Here is a 17,620-nt window from a genome sequence, read left to right as displayed (position 1 = left end):
CAGGTCAGGGGCGACGCGGGGGTGTTGTGCGTTCAGTTTGTGAATACCCGGCCCCTTGACGGGAGTTCGTAACGGCAGTTCACTCACGCCGCAACGCTTCACCCCCCACAGCACTGCCGATGAAGGGCAGCAGACTTATGTCGAGATCGACTGGCATCGGGCGGCGGCTGACGAGGGTGCTCCTCGCGGGCGCCCTGGCCACCGCCGGACTCACCGGACTCTCCGCCGGTACGGCGCACGCCGCCGGTGAGCAGGTCAACATCTGGCTGACGACCACCGACGACAGCGGAGGACGCCATGTCACCCGCGGTCTCCAGCAGCAGACCCCTGTCAACTTCCAGCCGGGCAACGGCGGCAGCGGTACGAACGTCAGCGTCGACGAGGCCACCCGCTATCAGACCTTCACGGGCGGCGGCGCCTCCTTCACGGACACCGCGGCCTGGCTGATGAAGGGCAGCGGCGCGCTCTCCCAGGCGACCCGTGACGACACGATGAAGAAGCTCTTCTCACCCACCGAGGGCATCGGGCTCTCCTTCATCCGCAACCCCATGGGCGGTTCCGACCTCGCCCGCTTCGGCTACACCTACAACGATATTCCGGCGGGCCAGACCGATCCCGGTCTCGCGCGGTTCTCCATCGCGCACGATCTGGCCGACGTGCTGCCGCTGACCAAGCAGGCCAAGCAGCTCAACCCGGCGCTGACGACGATGGCCTCGCCGTGGACGGCACCGGCCTGGATGAAGGACAGCGGCCAGCTCAACGGCGGCTGGCTGAAGGCGGAGAACTACGGCACATACGCCAACTACTTCGTCAAGTATCTCCAGGCCTACCGCGACCAGGGCATCCCGGTCGACTATGTCTCGGCGCAGAACGAGCCGACCTGCTGCGCCGGTTACCCGTCGATGAGCTGGAACGGCTCGGGTCTCGCGTACTTCACCAAGAACGAGCTGCTGCCCAAGCTGCAGAGCGCGGGGCTGTCCTCCAAGGTGCTCGCGCACGACTGGAACTGGGACACGTACGACGCGTACGCGGCCGAGACCGTGAACGACGCGGCCATCCGCAACCACCCCAACTTCGGGGGCGTCGCCTGGCACGGCTACGGCGGCAACGTCCAGAAGCAGACGGACGTCCACAACCAGTATCCGCAGCTGAACGCCTTCCAGACCGAGCACTCGGGCGGCACCTGGATCGGCAATCAGCAGCGCGAGGACATGTCGAACATCATCGACTACACCCGCAACTGGGCGAAGTCGGTGACCAAGTGGTCGCTGGCGGTGGACCAGAACCGGGGCCCGCACAACGGCGGCTGCGGCACCTGCGACGGGCTGATCACGGTCCACAACGGTGACGGCCGGCACGGCCAGGTCGACTACACCATCGAGTACTACACGATGGGTCATCTCACGAAGTTCGTGAAGCCGGGCGCGGAACGCATCGCCTCCACGGCCAGCACCACGGTGCCCAATGTGGCCTGGCGCAACCCGGACGGCTCCAAGGCGCTGATCGCGTACAACGACGCGTCGGCCGCCCGTGAGCTGCGGGTCAACTGGGGCGGGCAGAACTTCAGTTACTCCCTGCCGGGCAAGACCTCGGCGACCTTCACATGGTCCGGCACGCAGTCCGGCGGCGGCACCGGCACTTCGGGCACCTTCACCGGGCTCGGCGGCAAGTGCCTGGACGTGGCGGGCGGCGCGAGCGCCAATGGGACGGCCGTCCAGCTCTACGACTGCAACGGCTCGACGGCCCAGCGCTGGACGGTCGGCACGGACTCGACGATCAGGTCCCTCGGCAAGTGCCTGGACGTGACGTCGGCGGCGACGGCGAACGGCGCCAAGGTGCAGTTGTACGACTGCAACGGAAGCGGTGCCCAGCAGTGGACGTACAACGCCGGGACCGGTGACATCGGCAACACCACGGCGGACAAGTGCCTTGATGTGACGGACAATTCCTCGGTCAACGGCGCCCGCGCCCAGATCTGGACCTGCACCGGAGCCGCCAACCAGAAATGGCGGCTCCAGAGCTAGGGCCTGTTTCAGAAGCTCAGAAGTTCTGAAAAGCAGAAGGAGCGTCGTCCGGGACTCCCGAAAGCGGCGGACCGCGCGGAGTGGGTGACTACTCCGCCGGTTCGATCCCGGCCCGCAGCAGTCCGTACGTGTACGCGTCCTCCAGCGCCTGCCAGGACGCCGCGATCACATTCTCGGCGACCCCGACCGTGGACCAGTCGCCGACCCCGTCCCCCGTGGTGATCAGCACGCGGGTGGTGGACTCCGTGCCGACCCTGCCTTCCAGGATGCGGACCTTGTAGTCCACCAGCTCCAGCTTGGCGAGCTGCGGATAGATCCGCTCCAGACCGACCCGCATGGCCCGGTCCAGGGCGTTGACCGGGCCGTTTCCCTCGGCGGTCGCGACGATCCGCTCGCCCTTGGCCCACAGCTTCACGGTGGCCTCGTTGGCGTGCGTACCGTCGGGCCGGTCCTCGACGATCGCGCGCCAGGACTCCGTACGGAAGTAGCTGCGGGGCCGGCCCTCGACCTCCTCGCGCAGCAACAGCTCGAAGGACGCGTCGGCCGCCTCGTAGGTGTACCCCTTGAGCTCGCGCTCCTTGACCCGCCGGACGACCCGGCCGACCAGATCGCGGTCGCCGCTGAGGTCGATGCCCAGCTCCCGGCCCTTCAGCTCGATGGACGCGCGGCCCGCCATGTCGGAGACGAGCATCCGCATGGTGTTGCCGACCTGCTCGGGGTCGATGTGCTGGTAGAGGTCGGGGTCGACCTTGATCGCGGAGGCGTGGAGTCCGCCCTTGTGCGCGAAGGCGGAGACGCCGACATACGGCTGGTGGGTGGAGGGGGCGAGATTGACGATCTCCGCGATGGCGTGCGAGATCCGGGTCATCTCGGCGAGCGCGCCCTCGGGCAGGACACGCTTGGCGTACTTCAGCTCCAGCGCGGCGACGACCGGGAAGAGGTTGGCGTTGCCGACGCGCTCGCCGTAGCCGTTGGCCGTGCACTGGACATGGGTGGCGCCGGCGTCGACGGCGGCGAGGGTGTTGGCGACGGCGCAGCCGGTGTCGTCCTGGGCGTGGATGCCGAGCCGGGCGCCGGTGTCGGCGAGCACGGTGGCGACGACGGCCTGGATCTGCGCGGGCAGCATGCCGCCGTTGGTGTCACAGAGGACGACGACATCGGCGCCCGCTTCGGCGGCGGCCCGTACGACGGACTTCGCGTACTCGGGGTTGGCGCGGTAACCGTCGAAGAAGTGCTCGCAGTCCACGAACACGCGGCGGCCCTGTTCACACAGGTGGGAGACGGTGTCGCGGACCATCTCGACGTTCTCGTCGAGGGTGGTGCGCAGCGCCAGCTCGACATGGCGGTCGTGCGACTTGGCGACCAGCGTGACCACCGGGGCGCCGGACTCGACCAGCGCCCTGACCTGCGGGTCCTCCGCCGCCTTGGCCCCCGGCCTGCGGGTGGAGCCGAAGGCGACGAGCTGGGCGTTCTGGAAGTCGATCTCCTGCTGGGCGCGGGCGAAGAACTCGGTGTCGCGTGGGTTGGCGCCGGGCCAGCCGCCCTCGATGAAACCCACGCCGAAGTCGTCCAGGTACCGTGCGATGGCCAGCTTGTCGGCGACGGTCAGATTGATGCCTTCCCGCTGGGCGCCGTCGCGCAGCGTCGTGTCGAAGACATGAAAGCTGTCGTCTTTCACCGTGGGTCCAGTGGACTCAGAGGTCATGGTGCGTAGCTCCTGTCGAGTGGAAGGACTGGCTCCACTTGCCCCCATCATCGCTCGCGCCTCATCTCCGGCGAGGGTGGAGCCGGAAAATGAAAAAACCCCTCGCGGGTGCGAGAGGTATGCGCGCGGGTCTGGGGCACGGTGTCCGCGCCGTACATGGTGGTACGAGGCGTTCACTGCGGACCGGCGCGCTTGCTGCCGATAATCGTGGCGAACGAGAGCACGGGTCGATTTTCGCATGTCTGGCGCTCTGGGGAAGGCCCGTCTCACGATGCGGTCGGGACAGATGAGCGGTGCGTGACGAATGCGCGGCCCGGGACGCGGGACCAGTGCCGCGACCGGCGATGTTCGCCCGACGGGGCAAACGTTGCCGGGAGGGGCACTAGGATCGCCGGGTCGACCGGGGAGTACTGATGAGCGCCGCTCACCGTAGTGCGCGTAGAACCGCGCTACCGCCACGTGTCCGGATTCTCCTTGCCTTCTCGGCCGGGATGATCGGTATCTCAGGTGCGGCGTTCGCGGTCGCGCTTCAGGGCGGATCCACGGGAGTGGTGACGAGCGACGAGGACGCGTCCCGCGAAGAGGTTCTGGAGTTCTGGACTCCGGAACGGGTGAAGCGGGCGAAGCCGGCGGAGATGCCGGTATATCCGGTGGAGTGCACCGGATGGGGTTTTCTGGTCCGGCCGCACTGCTGGTGAGCTGACGAAGGTGCCCCGCGGCTTCCCCGGCGGCCGGCGGTGATGACCGAGGACGGCCGTCATGACCGAGGAGGGCCGACATGCTCGCGGCGGTGCCGGAAGGCCCGGGTAGCCGGAAGGCCCGTATAGCGGACGGAGCTACCCGGGCCTTCCGGCACCTTGCGATCTCCCCTGTTGTCGGGGGTCTCAGTGGAGCTTCGTCCGGGAGGCGTGCACGGCGCCGTCGCCGGTGAACGTCACCTGCGCACCACGCCAATTGACGGCCGGCACGGTCGCGCACCCGCCGTCGCGGGTGACCAGGTCGAGCGACTTCTTCCCGCCCTTGGCGAGATGCACCGTCTTGCCCGGGAACCCGAGCCCGTTATCGGCGTTCACCAGGCAGATCTCGTCGGAGTGGCCCTTGGCCCGGCGGACCAGGAGCCGGGAGTCGACCGCCTCCCCGGCCGCCGCGACGATGAGCGCGGGCTGGTTGGTCTGCACGCCGTCCGCGCCCATCGCCCGGGCCAGCTGGAACTGGGCGACCTCCTGGTCGCCGCCGGCGTCGTAGGCGTGCGGCATGACGATGCCGCACGAGTCATGCGCCGCCACGATGGACTCAGGGGTGTACTCATCGAGGCGTGACCCGTACACCTTGGCGACCTGACCGATCTCGTACAGCAGGTAGTTCGGCTCCCAGGAGTCGCGGTTGTAGATGGTCCGGGCACCGGGTTCCGCCTGGAAGACACGCGGGTCGGCCGAGTTCCAGATCGATTTCTCGATGAGGCCGTAGCTGCCGACGAGTTCGGCGAGCTTGCCCTCCTCGGTCACCGAACCCTTGACGTCGAGCTCGACGCCGGCACCGACCCGCTTCGCCAGGGCGAGGATCTCTTCGAGCGAGGCGATCTGCGCCGGGTCGTACTCGCCGCCCTTCCAGGGCTCGTAGTCCGCGGCGTTGAGCGCCCGAACCTGCTCGTAGGTCAGGTCTCCGATGGCGCCGGTGCCATCGGTCGTCCGGTCGACGGTGGAGTCGTGCAGCGCTACGAAACGTCCGTCCTTGGTCTGCTGGACGTCGACCTCCACGAGGTCCACGCCGTAGGCGAAGGCGTACTCGTAGGACTTCAGGGTGTTCTCGGGCGCCAGGGTGTTGGCTCCGCGGTGGGCCGAGATCACCACATTGGAGGAACCCTCGTCCGGTGTCCCGGCGTCGAGCCAGCGCTCCGGCTCCGGCACCTGGTCGCACGGCGGCTGCTGCACCAGCGGCTTGAGCGCCGCTATCGCCTGCCGTACCTCCTCGACGCGGGGATCGTCCTCGGCGTGTGCCGTGGCGTTCCCGGCGATCAGGCCCGCTGTCACCACGACAGTGGCGACCAACGTCCGCACGGTGCGACGGCTGGTTCGAAACGTCATGTCCGGTCCTCTCGACGATCTTGCTGACGGAGTCGAGTATTTGGGCCGTTGCGGACTCTCGGGTGAATCGCCCCTGACGGACTGGCGGACAAGTGTCGGGCCTCGTTATCCCTCCGGCCACAGAACCGGTGGGAACCGGACCAGACCCGGTCCTGAACGGCTCACGCCCGGCTCAGGGCAGGTGCCGGATGGTGTGTGGGTGGGCGTCCGCGCGCAGACGAGCGGCGTCCTGGCCGGGTGGGGCGCCGAAAAGGCGGCGGTATTCGCGGTTGAACTGTGTGGGGCTGCCATAGCCCACGAGATGTCCCACGCCGGCGACATCGTCCGGGTGGGCGATCAACAACGTGCGGGCTTCTTGGAGACGGATGCGCTTCTGGAACTGGAGGGGGCTCAGGGTCGTGACGGCGCGGAAGTACCGGTGGAACGCGGAGGTGCTCATCCCGGCCAGCCGAGCGAGGTCCTCGATCCGCATCGGTTCGCCGTAGTTGCCGCGGATCCACCGGATTGCCCGGCCGACGTGGGAGAGGCGGCTGTCGGCCAGGCCGATCTGGCGGATCATGCCGCCGTGCGGGCCGGTGAGCAGCCGCCAGAGGATCTCCCGCTCGATCAGCGGGGCGATCATGTGCGCGTCCGCGGGGTGGTCGAGCAGCCGCAGCATCCGGGCCAGGGCGTCGAGCAGGTCGACGCCGGCCTCACCGGTCGCGATCGCGTGCGGGCCGTCCGTGGTGCGGGACCGCCGTCCGGCCGGGGCCTCCAGCAACAGCGAGGAGATGGCAGCCGGGCGCAGCACCACCCCCAGGGCCAGCGACGGGACCTGCGGGCTCGCCCCAAGGAAATGGCCGGTGACGGGCAGTTCGGCGGTGACCACGAGGCACTGCCCCGCCCGGTACTCGAACACCTGCTCACCGAGCAGGAGACGCTTGCCGCCCTGAGCCATGACGACCAGCAGCGGCTCGGTGAGCGAATGGTCCGGCGTCGCGGTCTCCACCTTGGACAACAGAAGCCCGCCGATCGACGTCCGCAGGTCCGATCGCGCATGGGCCGCGATGATGCCGCGGATCTCGTCCAGGAGGTCGGAGGTGGTGCGCACACGTCACGGAAGCATCTCCCGATGTGGCTGCGCAAGCCCGATCGGGACGAAGTCGAGAGGATTGGGCAAGACCCGGCACGGATCGGTCTACCGCCGACCGCACGGCTCGCGCTTCGATGGGATGACCACTCCGGCACACACGGGAGCCACATTCATGCCGCTCGATCACTACGTCACCCTCGGTCGATCGGGGTTGCGGGTCAGTCCGTTCGCCCTCGGCGCGATGACCTTCGGAGAGGATCCCGGGGGCGCCGGGACCAGCGTCGAGGAGTCGGAGAAGATCCTGGCGACCTACCTGGACCGCGGCGGGAACTTCATCGACACCGCGAACTTCTACACCAATGGCCACTCGGAGAGGATCCTCGGCGACTGGTTCGCCGCCCGTCCCGGACGGCGCGAGCGCGTGGTGCTGGCGTCGAAGTTCTTCACCAACCTCTTCCCCGGTGACCCCAACGGCGGCGGTGCGGGCCGCTCGTCGATCACCGCTCAGCTCGACGAGACCCTGCGCCGCATGCGCACCGACTACCTGGACCTGTACTGGCTGCACAACTGGGACCGGCACACCCCGATCGAGGAAACGCTGCGCGCCCTCGACGACCTGGTCCGGGCCGGAAAGATCCGCTACATCGGGTTCTCCAACACGCCGGGCTGGGTCACCGCCCAGGCCCAGACCACGGCGCTGCTCAAGGGCTGGACCCCGCTGATCGCGCTACAGGTGGAGTACTCGCTGCTGGCGCGCACCGTCGAGGGTGAACTCGCGCCGCTCGCGCTCGATCAGGGCATGGCGCTGGTCCCCTGGAGCCCGCTGAAGAACGGCTTCCTGTCCGGCAAGTACCGGCGCGGCATCGAGGTCACCGACTCCGCACGCACCGCCTTCGTCGGCAGCCCCCGCGAGGATGAGTTCACGGTCATCGACACCGTCGCCGCCGTCGCCGACGAACTCGGAACCACCTCCGCGGCGGTGTCGTTGGCCTGGCTGCGCGCCCGCGAAGGCACCGTGGTGCCCATCCTCGGCGCCCGGCGCGTGGAACACCTTGAGAACAACCTCGCCGCCCTGGAGGTGAGCCTCACCCCCGAGCATCTCCACACGCTGGACGAGGTCTCGGCACCGGCCCTGAACTACCCGGCACCGATGCACGGCGCGATGCGGGCGATGCTGCAGTTCGCGGGGACCACCGTCGACGGAGAAACGTCCACGGTGTATCCGCCGCTGTCACACAGTGACGTCCGCTACTGAGTCTCCGCGACAGACCGCGACAGACCGGACAAGCGCCCGGTCTGACCGGCGGAGGCCCGCGCCCCGGGTACGCTCCGGGCGCGGGCCTCCGCGGTCGCCCTATGACCGCGTGCGGGGCCTGGTTCTCAGGGCCTGGTTCCTCAGGGCCTCATTACTCAGGACTGACAGGGCCCGTCAGCCCAGCTCGTGCATCCAGCCGTGGGTGTCGGCCGTCCGGCCCGTCTGGATGTCCAGCAGGGCATCGCGCAACTTCAGGGTGACCTCGCCGGGCTCGCCGCCCGACTGGGTCCACTCGCCGCCCGCCGACTTGACCACACCGACCGGGGTGATCACCGCGGCCGTACCGCAGGCGAAGACCTCGGTGAGGGTCCCGTTCTCGGTGTCGCGGCGCCAGTCCTCCTTGGCGATGCGGCCCTCCTCGGAGCTGTAGCCGAGATCGGCCGCCAGGCTCAGGAGCGAGGCACGGGTGACGCCCGCCAGCAACGAGCCGGTCAGCTCGGGGGTGACGACGCGGTCGCCGTACACGAAGTACAGGTTCATCCCGCCCAGTTCCTCGACCCAGCGGTGCTCCACCGCGTCCAGGTAGACCACCTGCTCGCAGCCCTTCTCCGCCGCCTCCGCCTGGGCGAGCAGCGACGCCGCGTAGTTGCCGCCGGTCTTGGCGAAGCCGATGCCGCCCGGCACCGCGCGGACGTAGTTCTCCGAGAGCCAGACCGAGACCGGCTTCACCCCGCCGGGGAAGTACGCGCCGGCGGGCGAGGCGATGACCAGGAACAGATACTCGTTCGCCGGCCGCACCCCGAGCCCGACCTCGGTGGCGATCATGAACGGGCGCAGATAGAGGGACGCCTCCCCGCCGTGCGCCGGCACCCACGCCTTGTCCTGCTGGACCAGCGCGTCGCACGCCGCGATGAAGGTCTCGACGGGCAGCTCCGGCATGGCGAGCCGGCGGGCCGAGATCCGGAAGCGCTCGGCGTTGGCCTCGGGCCGGAAGGTGGCGACCGAGCCATCGGGGCGCCGGTACGCCTTGAGCCCCTCGAAGATCTCCTGCGCGTAGTGCAGGGTCATGTTCGCCGGGTCGAGTGAGAGGGGCCCGTACGGGACGAGCTGCGCGTCGTGCCAGCCGCGTCCCTCCGTCCACCGGATCGTCACCATGTTGTCGGTGAAGTGGCGGCCGAACCCCGGGTTGGCCAGGATCGCCTCGCGCTCCGCGTCGGACAGCGGGTTCGAGGAGGGCTTGAGTTCGATCGTGGGCGTGGTCATGAATACTCGTCCTTCACCGGTTGATGTGACGGACCGCGTTCACGCCGCTACTGCTACTAGGACGTCCGAGCATTCCCGCGTGCCGCGGCCCACGCCGATTATCGCGCGGACGGGGACGGGCGCATGAAACGAGGTGAAAGCGGCCCTTGGATGATGGTGGCACCCGGTGGCCGCAAAAGAACAGCCGCCGGGCTCCGAAGACCCGGCGGCTGTGAGGAGTCGACGGGTCAGCTCGCTACTCGTACGGCGAGAGCGTCACCGATCTGGTCGGTGGTACGCGCGGTGGCCGCCGCACCGTCACGCCCGGCGAGATCGGCCGCGACGGCCTCCTCCACCCGGACGGCCTCGGCGTCGAAGCCGAGGTGTCGCAGCAGCAGGGCGACGGAGAGGATGGTGGCCGTGGGGTCGGCCTTCCCCTGGCCCGCGATGTCCGGCGCCGACCCGTGGACCGGCTCGAACATGGACGGGAACATGCGGTCCGGATTGATGTTCGCGGACGCGGCCAGGCCGATACCGCCGGTCACGGCGGCGGCCAGGTCGGTGAGGATGTCACCGAAGAGGTTGTCGGTGACGATCACGTCGAAGCGGTCGGGCTGGGTGACGAAGAAGATCGTCGCGGCGTCGACATGCAGATAGTCGGTGGCGACGTCGGGGTACTCCCGGCCCACGCGATCGAAGATGTTCTTCCACATGTGGCCGGCGTAGACGAGGACGTTGTTCTTGTGGACCAGCGTCAGCTTCTTGCGCGGACGGGAGTTGGCGCGCTCGTACGCGTCACGGACGACCCGCTCCACGCCGTACGCCGTATTGAGGCTCACTTCGGTGGCCACCTCGGCGGGCGTGCCCGTACGCAGCGAACCTCCGTTGCCGGTGTACGGGCCCTCGGTGCCCTCGCGGACGACGACGAAGTCGATGTCCGGGCGGCCCGCCAGCGGCGTGGCCGTGTTGGGGAAGAGCTTCGACGGCCGCAGGTTCACGTAGTGGTCGAAGGCGAAGCGCAGCTTGAGCAGCAGTCCCCGCTCCAGGACGCCGGACGGTACGGTCGGGTCGCCGATCGCGCCGAGCAGGATCGCGTCATGCCCCTTGAGGGCTTCCAGCTCCGCGTCCGGGAGGGTCTCCCCGGTGCGGTGCCAGCGGCTCGCGCCGAGGTCGTACTCCTTGGTCTCCAGCTTCACGTCCTGGGGAAGGACCGCACTCAGGACCTTCAGGCCCTGGGCCACGACCTCCTGACCGATGCCGTCACCGGGGATCACTGCGAGATTGAGGCTGCGAGACATGGAGGCACCCTACCGCTCGTCCCAGTGCATGACATCGCATGTCCATTCTGTGGACACATGACGAATTGGTCGCCGATTGGACCCCCGCGATACATGCATCCGCCACCCACTGGTGGCACGGTCGGCACATGGAAACTCCCCGCGTCGGGATTCCCGACCATCTCGCCTCCCGTATGACCATGCCGGAGCAGCACGCGTATCTGCGCGAGAGGATCGGCCGACGCGGCCTCCTGCGCGCGGGCACGCTCGCCGCCGGGACGGTGGCGGGCGCCGGTCTGCTCGGCTCCAGCGCCGCCACCGCGGGCGCCACCACGGTCGAAGCGCCCGCCTTCCTGCCGTCGTCGGCGGCCGTACGGGTCGACGGATCGCTGGCGGCCCCGTTCGGCCGGCACCTGGCCTTCGGCGCCGACCCGAAGACCATGATGTCGGTCTCCTGGCAGGTGCCGTTCGCGGTGAAGAACCCCTACGTCCGGGTCGGTCTGAAGCCCTGGGACCTGAGCCAGAGGATCAAGGCGGAGGTGCGGTCGCTGCACACCCCGTCGCTGTCGGCCAAGCTGCCCGCGGTGGACCAGTACTACCTGCATGTCTCGCTGGAGCGGCTGCGCCCCGGGACGACCTACTACTACGGCGTGGGACACGAGGGTTTCGACCCGGCGGACGCGCGCCATCTGGGCACGGTCGGTACCTTCCGTACCGCCCCGGCGCGCGCCGAGTCGTTCGTCTTCACCGCCTTCGGCGACCAGGGCGTCTCCTACGACGCCCTCGCCAACGACCAGGTGATCCTGGGCCAGAACCCGGTCTTCCATCTGCACGCGGGCGACATCTGCTACGCGGACAGCAGCGGCCAGGGGCTGCCCGCGGACACCTATGACGCGCGGGTCTGGGACCAGTTCCTGGCGCAGACCGAGTCGGTGGCCTCGCGGGTGCCGTGGATGGTGACCACCGGCAACCACGACATGGAAGCCTGGTACTCCCCCGACGGGTACGGCGGCCAGAACGCGCGCTGGTCCCTGCCGGGCGGCGGGCTCGATCCGGTGAAGTCACCGGGCGTCTACTCGTTCACGTACGGCAATGTCGGTGTGGTCGCCCTCGACGCGAACGATGTCTCCCACGAGATCCGCGCCAACACCGGCTACACCGACGGCGCCCAGACCCGCTGGCTGGACCGGCGGCTCGGCGAACTGCGCGCGGACAAGGACATCGACTTCATCGTGGTGTTCTTCCACCACTGCGCCTTCTCGACCACGAACGCCCACGCCTCGGACGGCGGGGTGCGCGACGCGTGGGTGCCGCTCTTCGACAAGCACCGCGTCGATCTGGTCGTCAACGGCCACAACCATGTGTACGAGCGCACCGACGCGCTGCGCGGCGGCGGCGTCGCGCGCCGGGTGCCGGTCGGCGAGTCGGTCAGTTCGGTACGCGACGGCATCGTGTACGTCACGGCGGGCGGCGCGGGCAAGGCGCTGTACGACTTCCCGGTGCCGGACAGCTACGAGGGCCATGTCGCCGATGTCGAGAGCGTGCCGTCGTACCACTGGGAACAGGGCGGCGCCAAGGCCACCGAGACCGTGGAGTGGTCGCGCGTGCGCTACACCGGGTTCTCTTTCCTCGCCGTCGAGGTGACGACGGGACACCGCCCGGAGCTCAGGGTCTCCGCGCTCGCCGAGAGCGGCGAGCGCGTGGACCACTTCACCATCACGCACTGACGCCCGCCCGCGCCGGTCGGTGACCGGCGCGGGTCAGTGGCCGGTCGAGCCGCCGTTGTCCCTGCGGTCGAGAGCACGCTGCAGGGCGGCGGCGGCGTTCTTGCGGTCGGATTCGCTGGTGCGGGAGGTGTGACGGACACGGCGGCGGACAGTCGTCTCGGCCATGATGATCGACTCCTTGGGAAAGCTGAGCCACACGGCGGGGCCGCGTGAAGCGTCAGCGCTGCCAAAAGGGGCACGGCCGGAAGAGGCGGGGGCATACGCGTCAGGGGTTGCCTGCGTGGGGGCGCGTGCCAACGACCGCCATTCGCTGGATGGAGCGAGACGTTCGGCTCATTCCAAGCTAAGCGAGGATCACCGCTCTGTCTCCATGAATACTCGGACTTCCTACTATCTGAGACGGTGATCGTTCCGACCTGCGGAAATCCCTCACGGCCCGCGAAGATCCACCGGACGGGGCCTACAGCACATCGCCATCGCGCCAGTCGAAGATCAGCGCGGCGTCACCCCCGGGGGCCGCGGGTCCCGGGAGGGTCCGCCCCGCCGCCGGACGCAGATACGTGGAGCCCTCCTCGTCCGGCAGCCGCACCACTCCCCCGGGCCCCAGCGCCTCGATCCGGTGCGGCCAGGGCTGCCAGCCGCGCGCCCGGTAGAGCAGCGCCCCGTCGTCCGAGGCGGAGAGCGCCCCGGCGGCGTACGCGCCGTCGATCACCCGCTCCAGCGCCGCCATCACCCGGCCGCCGAGACCCCGCCGGCGCCGGTCGGCCCGTACGGCCACGGCCTCGACGTAGCCGACGCGGTAGGAGCGGCCGTCGTGCAGCACCCGGCGCTGGACCACGCTGCCGTGCGCGAGGAGCGTGCCGTCCGAGTCCCGTACGACGGCGTGCACACCGCCGAGCCCGTGGTCCCAGTCCTCGTCGGCGAAGTCGCCCTCGAAAGCCGCGTCCAACAGAGCCCGGATCTCGGCGAGTTCGGCCGGGGAGAGCTCGAAGGTGTGGACGGTACGCAGGGTTTCGGTCATACCCGCCACTCTCTCAGGAGGCCGGCGTCCCGGGCATGGAACCGCCCCCGTACCGGCGAAGGGGGGTCTGCCGGTACGGGGGCGGAGTCTGCGGGGCGGAGTGCCTCGTGGTGCGGGGCCGTCAGCCCATGTGCGGGTAGCGGTAGTCGGTCGGCGGGACCAGCGTCTCCTTGATGGCGCGGGTCAGCGTCCAGCGCATCAGGTTCTGCGGGGCGCCCGCCTTGTCGTTGGTGCCGGACGCGCGGCCACCGCCGAAGGGCTGCTGGCCGACGACGGCGCCGGTCGACTTGTCGTTGATGTAGAAGTTGCCCGCCGCGTAGCGCAGCTTCTCCATCGCGTCGGCCGCGGCGGCGCGGTCACCGGCGATGACCGAGCCGGTCAGGGCGTACGCCGAGACGGACTCCATCTGGGCGAGCACCGTCTCGTAGTCGGCGTCGTCGTAGACGTGCACCGCGAGGATCGGGCCGAAGTACTCGGTCGTGAAGACCTCGTTCTCGGGATCGGTGCAGGCGATGACGGTCGGCCTGACGAAGTAGCCGACGGAGTCGTCGTACGTACCGCCCGCGACGATCGTGCACGTCGGGTCGGCGGCGGCGCGGTCGATGGCGGCCTTGCTCTTGGCGAAGGCGCGCTCGTCGATGACGGCGCCGATGAAGTTCGAGAGATCGGTGACATCGCCCATGGCGATCCCGTCGACCTCGGCCGCGAACTCCTCCTCGAACCCGTCGTTCCAGATCGACGCCGGGACATAGGCGCGCGAGGAGGCGGAGCACTTCTGGCCCTGGTACTCGAAGGAGCCCCGGGTCAGCGCCGTCTTGAGGACCACGCGGTCGGCGCTCGGGTGGGCGACGACGAAGTCCTTGCCACCGGTCTCGCCGACGATCCGCGGGTAGGAGCGGTACTTCTCGATGTTGCTGCCGACGGTCTTCCACAGGTGCTGGAAGGTTCTGGTCGAACCGGTGAAGTGAATGCCCGCCAGGTCACGGTGGTTCAGGGCCACCTCGGAGACGGCGATGCCGTCGCCCGTCACCAGGTTGATGACGCCCTTGGGCAGACCGGCCTCCTCCAGCAGCTCCATCAGCAGCACGGCGGCGAGGGTCTGCGTCGGGGACGGCTTCCAGACCACGACATTGCCCATGAGCGCGGGCGCGGTCGGCAGGTTGCCCGCGATCGCCGTGAAGTTGAACGGCGTGATCGCGTAGACGAAGCCTTCGAGCGGCCGGTGGTCGAGCCGGTTCCAGACGCCGGGCGAGTTGGCCGGCGGCTGCTCGGCGAGCAGGTCACGGGCGTACTTGACGTTGAAGCGCCAGAAGTCGACAAGCTCGCAGGGCGTGTCGACCTCGGCCTGCTGGGCGGTCTTCGACTGGCCGAGCATGGTCGCGGCGGCCAGCGTCTCGCGCCACGGTCCCGCGAGCAGTTCGGCGGCGCGCAGGATGATCGCGGCGCGGTCGTCGAAGGACATGGCACGCCAGCCGGGGGCGGCGGCCAGGGCGGCGTCGACCGCGTCCCGCGCGTCCTGCTGGGTGGCGCCGGCGAACGTACCGAGCACGGCCCGGTGGTTGTGCGGCTGTACGACGTCGACCCGCTCGCCCCCGCCCATCCGCTTCTCGCCACCGATCGTCATCGGCAGATCGACGGGGTTCTCGGCCAGCTCCTTGAGCTTGACCTCAAGACGGGCCAGCTCCGGGGAGCCCGGGGCGTAGCCGTGCACCGGCTCGTTGACCGGCGCGGGAACCTGGGTCACAGCGTCCATTAGTGCCGAATCTCCTTCATCAGTAGGTCAGGGGCGGTCGGTTTCGGTGGCGGCGGCTCAGCCGCGGCTGACCAGCGAACGCAGGAAGAACGCGAGGTTGGCGGGGCGCTCGGCGAGGCGGCGCATGAAATATCCGTACCAGTCGGTGCCGTACGCGATGTAGACACGCATCCGGTGTCCCTCGGCGGCCAGCCGGTCCTGCTCGGCCTCCCGGATGCCGTACAGCATCTGGAACTCGTACTCATCGAGCTTACGTCCGGCGCGGCGGGCGAGGCTCTGGGCGATCGCGATGACGCGCGGGTCGTGGGAGCCGACCATCGGGTAGCCGGCGCCGTTCATCAGGATCCTGAGGCACCGGACATACGCCCGGTCGACCTCCTTCTTGTCCTGGTACGCGACGGACGCGGGCTCCTTGTAGGCGCCCTTGACGAGCCGCACGCGCGAGCCGGCTTCGGCGAGCGCCCGGCAGTCCTCCTCGGTGCGGAAGAGATACGACTGGACGACCACGCCGGTCTGCGGGAAGCGCTCGCGCAGCTCGCCCTGGATGGCGAGTGTCGAGTCGATGGTGGTGTGGTCCTCCATGTCGAGGGTGACCGTGGTGCCGATCTCGGCGGCGGCCTCGACGACGGCGGTGACGTTCTTCAGCGCGAGGTCGTGCCCGCCGGGCAGCGCCTGCCCGAAGGAGGAGAGCTTGACCGACATCTCGGCGCGGGCGCCCAGCTCCAGCGGGGTGAGGGCCTCGATCAGCCGCAGATACGCGTCCCGGGCGGCCAGCGCCTCGGTCGGGTCGGAGATGTCCTCGCCGAGGACGTCGAGGGTGACCTCCAGACCGCGGCCGGCCATGTTCCGGATCACCGGGACCGTCTCCTCGACCGACTCACCGGCGATGAAACGGTTCACCACGGGCTTGGTGACCGGGGCGGCCGAGACGACACGGCGCATTCTGTCGCTCCGCGACGCGGCGAGGATCACGGGACCCAGCACAGGGCACCTCCACGGTGAGATCGAAAAAGCCGTAGCCGAACATCCGCGAAACGGAAGCGATCAGTTCAGTACGGAAAGGAGAACCACTGTGAAAACTAAGGATCGGTCCGATCCTCTGCCATCGACAGCTGTCACGCATCCGTGGCCGGGATCTCAGACATCTGTCTGAAAGCAGTGGGAGAATGTCCGGGTGAAGGACGATTATCAGGAGCTGGTCGACGAGATCTCGGTACTGCTCGGTGTCCCCGCGACGCTGGAGAACCGGGACTTCGGGCTGATCGCCTTCGGCGCGCACGACAGCGACGACGACACGGCCATGGACCCGGTCAGGACACGTTCGATCCTGACCAGGAAGTCCACTCCGGCGGTCCGCGCCTGGTTCGAGGGCTTCGGCATCACCCGTGCGACGGAACCGGTCCGCATCCCCGCCGCCCCGGACGCGGGTGTCTTCCGTGGCCGGATCTGTCTGCCCGTACGGCACCGGGGCACGGTGCTCGGCTACGTCTGGCTGCTCGACGACTCCGATCCGGGACCGAGCTCCTCCCGGCTCGCGGCGGCCATGGAGGTGACCTCGCGGATCGGCGATCTGCTCGCCGACGAGGTGCGGGCGGGCGCGGATCTGGCCCGCGAGCTGCGCGCCGTACTGACGGCCGAGCCGGGCTGGCAGCGGGACATGGCGCTGGCCGCGCTGCGCGCCGCGCTGGGGCCGAGCGCGGACGGATCGCATGTGGTGCTCTGCGTCGCGCCCTGGCGCGGTGAGGAACCACCGGTACGGGCGGTGCCGGGGACGGCGGCGCTGTGCACGCTGCCGTACGGGGCGGGGCGGACGACGGGCGGGGCGGCGACCGGAAGCGCCCCGGCGACCGGCGCGGCGACCGGGCGCCTGAACGGCTCATCGACGGGCGCGACGACCGGCCCGGTGAACGGCCCGGTGAACGGCTCGGGCGAGGCGGACACCCTCGCCCTGCTCGTACGGCTCCGCTCACCGGACGCCCTCGCGCCCGTCCTCACTGCCGTGGCCCGGCTGCGCGAGGACGCGGGCCCGGGGGCCGCCGCCGGTTCCGGCGCGCCGCGACGCGGTCTGGCCGAACTGCCCGCGGCCTGGCGGGAGGCGGTGTCGGCGGCCCGCGCCTCGATCGCCCAGCCCCGTTTCGGCCCGGTGGCGCGGTGGACGTCGATCGGCGCGTACCGTCTGCTGACCGCGCTCCCCACCGAGCCCGACCCCGTGATCCGGCCGCTGCTGGACCCCGTACAGGCGGAACTGGCCCACACCGCCGAGGTGTTTCTCGACCACGCGGGCCAGGCGGGGCGCACGGCCTCGGCCCTCGGCATCCACCGCCAGACGCTCTACTACCGGCTCTCCCGGATCGAGCAGCTGACGGGTCTGGAGTTGGACGACGGCGAGGACCGGCTGCTTCTCCATATGGCCCTGAAGGCGACCCGGCTCTGACGCACGGGCCGGGCGCCCACAGATAC

Annotated in this window: 14 protein-coding genes; 5 read left to right on the top strand and 9 right to left on the bottom strand. The window is 69.5% G+C overall.

Features of this window, described 5'->3' with window-relative positions:
- Positions 1-137: 137 nt before the first annotated feature.
- Positions 138-2,024: a ricin-type beta-trefoil lectin domain protein gene (locus ACIRQP_RS21880; protein ID WP_403892616.1), complete on the top strand. Its 1,887-nt coding sequence runs from the start codon at positions 138-140 to the stop codon at positions 2,022-2,024.
- An 88-nt stretch (positions 2,025-2,112) separates the two neighbouring features.
- Here the strand turns inward: ACIRQP_RS21880 and cimA are convergent, their stop codons facing one another.
- A complete protein-coding gene (gene cimA, locus ACIRQP_RS21875) occupies positions 2,113-3,729 on the bottom strand; it encodes a citramalate synthase (protein ID WP_403892614.1) in 1,617 nt (538 codons plus the stop codon).
- A 491-nt stretch (positions 3,730-4,220) separates the two neighbouring features.
- Between cimA and ACIRQP_RS21870 the strand changes: the two genes are divergently transcribed.
- Positions 4,221-4,427: a hypothetical protein gene (locus ACIRQP_RS21870; protein ID WP_403892612.1), complete on the top strand. Its 207-nt coding sequence runs from the start codon at positions 4,221-4,223 to the stop codon at positions 4,425-4,427.
- A 186-nt stretch (positions 4,428-4,613) separates the two neighbouring features.
- Here the strand turns inward: ACIRQP_RS21870 and ACIRQP_RS21865 are convergent, their stop codons facing one another.
- Together ACIRQP_RS21865 and ACIRQP_RS21860 are read right to left on the bottom strand one after the other, a co-directional pair.
- Entirely contained in the window at positions 4,614-5,813 is a 1,200-nt protein-coding gene (locus ACIRQP_RS21865; RefSeq protein WP_403892610.1) for a glycerophosphodiester phosphodiesterase, read from the bottom strand.
- A gap of 172 nt (positions 5,814-5,985) precedes the next feature.
- Positions 5,986-6,903, bottom strand: coding sequence for an AraC family transcriptional regulator N-terminal domain-containing protein (locus ACIRQP_RS21860; protein ID WP_403892608.1), 918 nt, complete (start codon positions 6,901-6,903; stop codon positions 5,986-5,988).
- A 154-nt stretch (positions 6,904-7,057) separates the two neighbouring features.
- On the opposite strand from ACIRQP_RS21860, the gene ACIRQP_RS21855 reads away from it, so the two are divergent.
- Positions 7,058-8,140: an aldo/keto reductase gene (locus ACIRQP_RS21855; RefSeq protein WP_403892606.1), complete on the top strand. Its 1,083-nt coding sequence runs from the start codon at positions 7,058-7,060 to the stop codon at positions 8,138-8,140.
- A gap of 174 nt (positions 8,141-8,314) precedes the next feature.
- Here ACIRQP_RS21855 and ACIRQP_RS21850 read toward each other — a convergent pair whose 3' ends face one another.
- Together ACIRQP_RS21850 and ACIRQP_RS21845 are read right to left on the bottom strand one after the other, a co-directional pair.
- Positions 8,315-9,403: a branched-chain amino acid aminotransferase gene (locus ACIRQP_RS21850; RefSeq protein ID WP_403892604.1), complete on the bottom strand. Its 1,089-nt coding sequence runs from the start codon at positions 9,401-9,403 to the stop codon at positions 8,315-8,317.
- Positions 9,404-9,630: 227 nt separating this feature from the next.
- The gene (locus ACIRQP_RS21845) at positions 9,631-10,680 is read right to left on the bottom strand and encodes a 3-isopropylmalate dehydrogenase (RefSeq protein ID WP_403892602.1); all 1,050 of its coding nucleotides are present in this window, start codon (positions 10,678-10,680) and stop codon (positions 9,631-9,633) included.
- 128 nt (positions 10,681-10,808) lie between these two features.
- On the opposite strand from ACIRQP_RS21845, the gene ACIRQP_RS21840 reads away from it, so the two are divergent.
- Entirely contained in the window at positions 10,809-12,386 is a 1,578-nt protein-coding gene (locus ACIRQP_RS21840; RefSeq protein WP_403892600.1) for a purple acid phosphatase family protein, read from the top strand.
- Between the two features lie 33 nt (positions 12,387-12,419).
- On the opposite strand, the gene ACIRQP_RS21835 is transcribed toward ACIRQP_RS21840, so the two are convergent.
- The 4 genes from ACIRQP_RS21835 to ACIRQP_RS21820 all read right to left on the bottom strand — a co-directional run bounded on the left by ACIRQP_RS21835 (position 12,420) and on the right by ACIRQP_RS21820 (position 16,144).
- Complete coding sequence (locus tag ACIRQP_RS21835) at positions 12,420-12,551, bottom strand: hypothetical protein (RefSeq protein ID WP_106982032.1); 132 nt, start codon at positions 12,549-12,551, stop codon at positions 12,420-12,422.
- A gap of 295 nt (positions 12,552-12,846) precedes the next feature.
- Positions 12,847-13,407: a GNAT family N-acetyltransferase gene (locus tag ACIRQP_RS21830; RefSeq protein ID WP_403892598.1), complete on the bottom strand. Its 561-nt coding sequence runs from the start codon at positions 13,405-13,407 to the stop codon at positions 12,847-12,849.
- Positions 13,408-13,528: 121 nt separating this feature from the next.
- Positions 13,529-15,160 carry an L-glutamate gamma-semialdehyde dehydrogenase gene (gene pruA / locus ACIRQP_RS21825; RefSeq protein ID WP_403892596.1) on the bottom strand — a complete coding sequence of 544 codons (1,632 nt, stop codon included), beginning with the start codon at positions 15,158-15,160 and terminating at the stop codon, positions 13,529-13,531.
- Between the two features lie 57 nt (positions 15,161-15,217).
- The gene (locus ACIRQP_RS21820) at positions 15,218-16,144 is read right to left on the bottom strand and encodes a proline dehydrogenase family protein (protein ID WP_403892594.1); all 927 of its coding nucleotides are present in this window, start codon (positions 16,142-16,144) and stop codon (positions 15,218-15,220) included.
- Between the two features lie 190 nt (positions 16,145-16,334).
- Here ACIRQP_RS21820 and ACIRQP_RS21815 point away from each other — a divergent pair, with 190 nt between their 5' ends.
- Entirely contained in the window at positions 16,335-17,594 is a 1,260-nt protein-coding gene (locus ACIRQP_RS21815) for a PucR family transcriptional regulator (RefSeq protein ID WP_403892592.1), read from the top strand.
- The last annotated feature ends 26 nt before the right edge of the window (positions 17,595-17,620 follow it).

The organism is Streptomyces sp. NPDC102274 (assembly GCF_044766385.1).
Lineage (GTDB): Bacteria > Actinomycetota > Actinomycetes > Streptomycetales > Streptomycetaceae > Streptomyces.
The sequence above is the reverse complement of the archived record's forward strand: the minus strand, read 5'-3'. Positions and strand labels throughout refer to the sequence as shown.

Bases quoted from the DNA above. Each gene is read 5' to 3' on its own strand.
- cimA (WP_403892614.1), bottom strand. From the start codon at position 3,729: ATGACCTCTGAGTCCACTGGACCCACGGTGAAAGACGACAGCTTTCAT.
- ACIRQP_RS21840 (WP_403892600.1), top strand. From the start codon at position 10,809: ATGGAAACTCCCCGCGTCGGGATTCCCGACCATCTCGCCTCCCGTATG.
- ACIRQP_RS21850 (WP_403892604.1), bottom strand. From the start codon at position 9,403: ATGACCACGCCCACGATCGAACTCAAGCCCTCCTCGAACCCGCTGTCC.
- ACIRQP_RS21855 (WP_403892606.1), top strand. From the start codon at position 7,058: ATGCCGCTCGATCACTACGTCACCCTCGGTCGATCGGGGTTGCGGGTC.
- pruA (WP_403892596.1), bottom strand. From the start codon at position 15,160: ATGGACGCTGTGACCCAGGTTCCCGCGCCGGTCAACGAGCCGGTGCAC.
- ACIRQP_RS21880 (WP_403892616.1), top strand. From the start codon at position 138: ATGTCGAGATCGACTGGCATCGGGCGGCGGCTGACGAGGGTGCTCCTC.
- ACIRQP_RS21870 (WP_403892612.1), top strand. From the start codon at position 4,221: ATGATCGGTATCTCAGGTGCGGCGTTCGCGGTCGCGCTTCAGGGCGGA.
- ACIRQP_RS21865 (WP_403892610.1), bottom strand. From the start codon at position 5,813: ATGACGTTTCGAACCAGCCGTCGCACCGTGCGGACGTTGGTCGCCACT.
- ACIRQP_RS21835 (WP_106982032.1), bottom strand. From the start codon at position 12,551: ATGGCCGAGACGACTGTCCGCCGCCGTGTCCGTCACACCTCCCGCACC.
- ACIRQP_RS21830 (WP_403892598.1), bottom strand. From the start codon at position 13,407: ATGACCGAAACCCTGCGTACCGTCCACACCTTCGAGCTCTCCCCGGCC.
- ACIRQP_RS21845 (WP_403892602.1), bottom strand. From the start codon at position 10,680: ATGTCTCGCAGCCTCAATCTCGCAGTGATCCCCGGTGACGGCATCGGT.